Source organism: Marinospirillum insulare DSM 21763 (genome assembly GCF_000686905.1).
Classification (GTDB): domain Bacteria; phylum Pseudomonadota; class Gammaproteobacteria; order Pseudomonadales; family Halomonadaceae; genus Marinospirillum; species Marinospirillum insulare.
Map to the genome: position 1 here is coordinate 1 of NZ_JMLW01000059.1, position 6,195 is coordinate 6,195.

Sequence of the window (6,195 nt, forward strand, 5' to 3'; positions counted from 1 at the left end):
TTGCTTCTGTTGGTTTAGTACATACTCTAACGGCAGATAATGGTAAAGAGTTTGCTGAGCATCAAGCCATTGCAAAAGCACTGAATTGTGACTTTTACTTTGCAGACCCTTATGCTTCTTGGCAACGTGGATTGAATGAAAATACAAATGGCTTAATACGTCAATACTGCCCCAAAGGTTCATGCTTTAAGCACTTAGATGATGAGCATTTTGAATTCATTATGCATCGTTTAAATAACCGACCTAGGAAAACACTTGGAATGAAAACACCAAATGAAGTATTGTTTGAAGAATTACAGGCTGTTGCACTAGCAAGTTGAATCCAAGATGAGTACTGTAATTTATTCACTAGCAGATCAAAAGCATTAGGGTTATCTAATTCAACACTCATCACCAAATCGGCACCTGTTAAACTTAACCGCTTTTGCTCTACACCAATTAAGCTGAACTCAGGTAGGTGAGGAATAGGGATTTCGCCCTTGGTTTCATAAGGCACTCTTAACGGGCCAGCAACAGGAATATCAAAGCTCATACCACCAGCAACTCTATAATTTAACGCATTCAAATCACTTAAATTAGTAATAAACTTACCTAAATCAGCAAACCCAATTTCAAGCGGTAAAATAATTGACTGTTTTTTGCCTGCTGCTAATTTATTACCTTGTAGCTGCTGACCAGCTAATATTTTTGCATCTTGTAAATCGAGTTGAAAATCTAACGCACCCACTAGTATGGAATAACGGTTAGGGTTACTTACTTCTAACTCCACCTCTAACAAAGCTTTAGTTAAACTTAAACCAACTAAACGATTATCTACTACCTTGACCTCAGGCTGAACCCAAGCTCCAGAACGCTCTAAAAAACTACAGCCAGAGGTTAAAAACAAACCTAATAAAACAACTAGCAACGCTTTGACTGGCAACTTTTTTGCTGCCAAAAAACTTAGACCCATCATTCCAATTTCCTTATATTTAAAATTAAAAACCTTCAAATAACTGACAGCTTTGCTATACTAGCATTCTCTAATAAACGAGGCACCACATGACCTTGAGTGAACTCTTAGCCCAGTTAAGCCAGCATCCTGTTGATTTTCAAACCGTGATGCAAGTGATAGAAACTGAATACAGTTTTACCCCTGCTCACTTTATTAATGGTGACTTAGTTAACGAAGCAAACACTAATAATGGCTCATGCAAAATTTTTGCTTTTGGTCTGCTTAATCAACTAAGTAAACAGGCTGCATTAAATGCTTTTGGTGATTATTACACACAAGATGTCTTAAAAAACCCTCTAGGTCTAGACCACCAGAATATACGTAATTTTATGCAAACAGGCTGGGCAGGCATTAGCTACAGCTCATCTGCTTTACAGAAGAAATAAATTCTTTTTAAAACCAATACCTAACTTTGTTAGGTTAACAGAAGGCTCAAATGATCAATCTTTCTATGCTCGATAAAGAACTTGGTAATGGCGTGAATAATTTCAGCTTAGTAATGAAGGTAGAAGCTACAATTTTTACAACCACTGAAAGTAAAAAAGATTACCAACAAGGTATTTCTGCAGCTCAAAAATCTAACTTAACTAGCGCGTCTTCGAAAAGCTCCAAAAAATAAGCTTAACCACCCAAAAAGCAAAGCAACACCACCCAAAGGGGTAATGATGGCTAAACGGGTATCACCTGTAATAGCCATTAGGTAGAGTGAACCAGAGAAAAGCAACGTGCCCGCCAACCAACTCCAGGCAGCTAAACGCAACCCTTTATTTTTTTCTATCCAAGTGGTTGCTAAACCTAACAAAGCCAGGGTATGCCACATTTGGTAGGTAGTTGCTAACTTAAACCACTCCTGCGCCCGCTCATCTAAAAAGGGCTTTAAACCATGCGCCGCAAAAGCACCTAAAGCCACGACTAAAAAACCACTTACTGCTACTAAAGCTAACCAACGTTGTTGATAACTAGACACTTGCCCTTCCTTACCTAAAAAGCTTTATAAAAATAAACTTGTTGATGCTAACACAAAGCATTAAATTGACTGACTAGTGATTTTATTTTTCTTCTGCTGGAGCTTTGCTATGAGTCATCTTTATTATAATGCAGCACCCCAAGAAACACGGGTTGCCAAGCCTCGTAAAGCGCCACGCAGCTATCCAACCCACAAGCCTGCTCACATTTACCTTTATGGCACCTGTGTTGTCGATTTGTTTTTTCCAGAAGCTGGGATGGATGCCATTCATTTATTAGAGCGTGAAGGCATTCAAGTGAACTTTCCTCAAGCACAAAGCTGCTGTGGTCAACCCGCCTACACCTCTGGCTATACCCAACAAGCCAAAGATGTTGCTCGCTCGCAACTCGCCTTATTAACAGAAGATTGGCCTTTGGTGGTTTGTTCAGGTTCTTGTGCTGGCATGTTTCGTGAGCACTATTCCGACTTATTTAAAGATGAACCAGAAACGCTAGCCCAAGTAACTGCCTTGGCTGAACGCACTTATGAACTAAGCGAGTTTTTATTAAAGGTATGCCAAGTAGAATTAACAGATCAAGGTGAAGCGACCCAAGTGGCATTGCACACCTCTTGTTCTGCCCGCCGTGAAATGAATACCCACCTGCATGCCCGTGAATTGCTAAATCAATTAACCCAAGTCGAGCGCCTAGACCATGACCACGAAAGCGAGTGCTGCGGTTTTGGTGGTACTTTTTCGGTGCGTATGCCCGATATCTCAGGCGCTATGGTGGCAGATAAAACCCAAGCCTTGCAGAAAAGTGGTGCACAGCAGGTGGTGAGTGCCGACTGCGGTTGTTTATTGAATATTAATGGTGCTTTTGAAAAACAAAACATCCCATTACTAGGTCAGCACCTAGCCAGTTTTTTATGGCAACGCACCCAAGTTAAGCAGGAGCCAAACACATGAGCAGCCAACGCATTCATACGCTTGATGTCACTGCACAAAACCTTAAATCCAATGCACGCCTGTCGTTAAAAGATCAGCAGCTGCGTACTAATATGCGCAGCGCTATGGATTCACTCATTAGCAAACGTCTTATCTCTATGCCGGATGAAGATGAACGTGAAAACCTGCGTGAACTGGGCAACAAAATTAAAGCCAGTGCCTTATCGCAACTGCCCGATTTGCTGGAGCAACTGGAAAGTAATTTAACCAAGCAGGGTATTCAAGTGCACTGGGCCAGCACGACAGAAGAAGCCAATGCCATTGTTTTAAACATTGCCCAAGCCCGCAATGCCAAGCAGGTGATTAAAGGTAAATCCATGGTCAGTGAAGAAATGGCCATGAATGAGCACCTCACCGAACACGGCATAGAAGCGCTTGAATCGGATATGGGCGAGTACATTATTCAGCTAGATAATGAAAAGCCCACGCACATTATTATGCCAGCGATTCATAAAAATGCGCAGCAGGTGGGTAAGCTTTTCGAAAGTCGTTTAGCGCTACCCTATACCGATGATGTAGATAGCTTAATTCAGTCGGCACGCAGTATTTTAAGAGAAAAATTCTTTCAGGCGGATATTGGCATTTCAGGGGTTAATTTTGCTGTAGCAGAAACGGGCACTCTGTTGTTGGTGGAAAACGAAGGCAATGGCCGCATGTCCACTACGGTTCCGCCAGTGCATATTGCCGTAACAGGTATTGAAAAAGTGGTTGCCAACTTGCAAGACACAGTGCCGCTCTTGTCATTACTCACTCGCTCTGCATTAGGGCAAGGCATTACCACCTATGTAAATATGATTTCTGCACCACGCCAGCCAGATGAGCTTGATGGCCCAGAAGAAGTCCATTTAGTGTTGTTGGATAATGGTCGTAGCCAAGCTTTTGCAGACAGTGAATTAAGGCAAACACTGAATTGCATCCGCTGCGGTGCTTGCATGAATCATTGTCCTGTTTATACACGCATTGGTGGGCAAGCCTATGGCACAGTTTATCCTGGCCCCATAGGTAAAATAATTTCGCCACATCTATTAGGTTTAGAAAATACGCCAGACCATCCTTCAGCTTCTTCTTTATGCGGCGCTTGTGGCGAAGTCTGCCCCGTAAAAATCCCCATTCCTGCCTTATTGCGCCGCTTGCGTGAAGAAAATGTTAAATCGCCCAAGCAACAACCCCAAATAATGGCTGGGCAGGGCAGCCGTTATTCAAATAAAGAAGCACTGTTATGGAAAGGCTGGCAAGCATTTAATACTAAGCCGTTGCTGTATAAAACTGGCACTTTCTTAGCGACACGCTTAGGTCAATTCACGCCCAGCAAGCTAGGTGCTTGGACACAAAACCACAGCGCCCCCAAGCCCGCAAAACGTAGCTTGCATGAGTTGGCAAAAAAGCATTTGGAGAAAAAATCATGAGTGCACGGGAGAAGATTTTAGCCAGCCTACGCCAAAGTTTAGAAGGCACTCAACCGCTAGCCGACCCTTTTGATGCCTCGTTAGTGGATAAGCCGTGGCGTTATTGCCCTGCTGAGCGGGTGACTCGTCTAAAAGAATTAATGACCGCAGTACACAGTGAAGTGCATCTGACGCGCAGTGCTGAATGGCCGCAACTACTGCATGAACTGCTGACACAACGGCAAATCAATAGGCTGTTAACAGCACCGAGCACAACGCACGGTCAAGCCTTTAGTGCTTACTGCCAAATACAAGATAGCTCATTAAAACTGCTGGCTTATGACCGTCCCATTGAAGAATGGAAGCGTGAACTTTTTGATGACGTGCCTGCCAGTTTTACCGGCACGCTAGCAGGGATTGCCGCCACAGGCACTTTGGTGGTGCAACCCAGCCCAGCCGAACCCCGCCTAATGAGCCTAGTGCCACCGCTACATATTGCGCTACTCAAAGCCAGCCAGATTTATGACAATTTATATCAGGCGCAACAAGCTTGGCCAAGGCCAATGCCCAGTAATCTATTGCTGATTTCTGGCCCGTCAAAAACTGCCGATATTGAGCAAGTCTTAGCCTATGGCGCTCATGGCCCTAAAGATTTAATTGTATTGCTGGTGGAGGACGCATGAGCTGGTCTAGAATATTTTAAAGATGAGTTATTGCTTACTCTAAAGAAGTGAATCTAGAAAAAGTAAAAGATGAGAGGCTGCTCTCATCTTTTACTATTAGTTAGAAAGAGATTAAGCAGCTTCTAACATGGGTATTTGCATACCAATTTTTGCACTAGCAAAGTTCATATCACCACTAGCAATAGACTGCGCTTTAAAACCTGCCCCAATAAGCTCTTTTATATAGAGCTTATTGTAAATAAACATAAATAAAATATTACTTAAGCCAAAAGTGATTGCTCCAAGAATGAGCTGAATAATAGCCCACTTCCAGTCACCACGAAATAATGCAGGGAACAAACCAAAAAAAAAGGTAGTCCATGAAAATCCAACTGGTGCTTCTTTCATTGCGCCTGTATTTGGATTTTTAAATATTATTGATGTAAAAGCCATTCCAACTCCTTTTGCCCAGTGATGGCTTGATAGGCTGGGCAAGCACTATCAAGTTTTTGTTGCTCTAAGAGCCTCTTTACTAACTAGATACCCCTAAGTTAGATACACAATTTCAAAGAATAACATATTAAAACCTAGCTAAACAATAGAATATAGGCCAGTTGCAATCTACTAGAACCTTAGAAAGGTACATCATTTAGCAGATTAAATAAGGTCTCTCACAGAATACTTAAATTATAGCAGCTAAACGGATTCAGATAATCTGCCAGAACCTGATGACCTAGCCGAAGAGATCATTGAAAACCTAGGGTCACAAATAAGACTTAATCCACCAGCTCTATTTCTAGGCTATCTAGCAGTCTAGTCGCTTCAAAACGGCTAAATTTTGCATGTTTAATTTCGTTACGATAAACGGCTCTTCGCATTTAAGGGTGTAGGTGCTTTTTGAACCCACCCGATTCTAACAAGCACCTTGCTATGTAGTTGGTTAAATTTCTAAAACCCAGTCCTATGCCTCGTAAGTGCTCCAGCCTGCCATTAATCGCTTCTGTTGGTCCATTGCTAGTGCCTGGGCGATCGAAGTAAGCAAGGATGCTCTGAGCGTGTTTTTTTAATGTTTTTCCTAAGCGTTTAACTTCAATAAGTTCTATCGGTAAGTCAGGCGCTGTGATTATTTTTATAAGTGCTTGCATTAGTTTTTTGCCACGTCTGCGATCTGGCTCGTTATAAGCTGTCACCACTCGTTGATA

General features: G+C 42.4%; 8 protein-coding genes and 1 pseudogene. 5 read left to right on the forward strand and 4 right to left on the reverse strand.

Going from position 1 to position 6,195, the window contains the following annotated elements; all coding sequences use genetic code 11:
- A partial coding sequence (locus tag BP27_RS17445; protein ID WP_027851975.1) for an IS30 family transposase occupies positions 1–320 on the forward strand: 320 nt, incomplete at its 5' end.
- 170 nt (positions 321–490) lie between these two features.
- On the opposite strand, the pseudogene BP27_RS17450 reads toward BP27_RS17445, so the two are convergent.
- Positions 491–955: pseudogene (locus BP27_RS17450) on the reverse strand (LEA/WHy family protein); the annotation flags it as partial.
- A gap of 86 nt (positions 956–1,041) precedes the next feature.
- Here BP27_RS17450 and BP27_RS0113380 point away from each other — a divergent pair.
- Entirely contained in the window at positions 1,042–1,380 is a 339-nt protein-coding gene (locus tag BP27_RS0113380) for a HopJ type III effector protein (RefSeq protein WP_027851963.1), read from the forward strand.
- A gap of 197 nt (positions 1,381–1,577) precedes the next feature.
- Here BP27_RS0113380 and BP27_RS0113390 read toward each other — a convergent pair whose 3' ends face one another.
- Positions 1,578–1,961 (reverse strand): DUF423 domain-containing protein, encoded by a 384-nt coding sequence (locus BP27_RS0113390; RefSeq protein WP_027851964.1) that lies wholly within the window; start codon positions 1,959–1,961, stop codon positions 1,578–1,580.
- 109 nt (positions 1,962–2,070) lie between these two features.
- Here BP27_RS0113390 and BP27_RS0113395 point away from each other — a divergent pair, with 109 nt between their 5' ends.
- The 3 genes from BP27_RS0113395 to BP27_RS0113405 are packed head-to-tail and all read left to right on the forward strand — an operon-like array spanning position 2,071 to position 5,014.
- Positions 2,071–2,907, forward strand: a complete 837-nt coding sequence (locus BP27_RS0113395; RefSeq protein ID WP_027851965.1) for a (Fe-S)-binding protein — start codon at positions 2,071–2,073, stop codon at positions 2,905–2,907.
- Positions 2,904–4,352, forward strand: a complete 1,449-nt coding sequence (locus BP27_RS0113400) for a LutB/LldF family L-lactate oxidation iron-sulfur protein (RefSeq protein WP_036240405.1) — start codon at positions 2,904–2,906, stop codon at positions 4,350–4,352. The genes BP27_RS0113395 and BP27_RS0113400 overlap by 4 nt, the downstream gene beginning before the upstream one ends.
- Entirely contained in the window at positions 4,349–5,014 is a 666-nt protein-coding gene (locus BP27_RS0113405) for a LutC/YkgG family protein (RefSeq protein WP_027851967.1), read from the forward strand. Before BP27_RS0113400 ends, BP27_RS0113405 begins: the two co-directional genes overlap by 4 nt.
- A gap of 111 nt (positions 5,015–5,125) precedes the next feature.
- Here the strand turns inward: BP27_RS0113405 and BP27_RS0113410 are convergent, their stop codons facing one another.
- Both BP27_RS0113410 and BP27_RS16420 read right to left on the reverse strand, forming a co-directional pair.
- A complete protein-coding gene (locus tag BP27_RS0113410; protein WP_027851968.1) occupies positions 5,126–5,446 on the reverse strand; it encodes a hypothetical protein in 321 nt (106 codons plus the stop codon).
- Positions 5,447–5,871: 425 nt separating this feature from the next.
- Positions 5,872–6,195, reverse strand: a 324-nt coding sequence (locus BP27_RS16420) for a transposase (RefSeq protein ID WP_150112074.1), incomplete at its 5' end; no start/stop codon positions are given.

Bases quoted from the DNA above. Each gene is read 5' to 3' on its own strand.
- BP27_RS0113380 (WP_027851963.1), top strand. From the start codon at position 1,042: ATGACCTTGAGTGAACTCTTAGCCCAGTTAAGCCAGCATCCTGTTGAT.
- BP27_RS0113395 (WP_027851965.1), top strand. From the start codon at position 2,071: ATGAGTCATCTTTATTATAATGCAGCACCCCAAGAAACACGGGTTGCC.
- BP27_RS0113400 (WP_036240405.1), top strand. From the start codon at position 2,904: ATGAGCAGCCAACGCATTCATACGCTTGATGTCACTGCACAAAACCTT.
- BP27_RS0113405 (WP_027851967.1), top strand. From the start codon at position 4,349: ATGAGTGCACGGGAGAAGATTTTAGCCAGCCTACGCCAAAGTTTAGAA.
- BP27_RS0113410 (WP_027851968.1), bottom strand. From the start codon at position 5,446: ATGGCTTTTACATCAATAATATTTAAAAATCCAAATACAGGCGCAATG.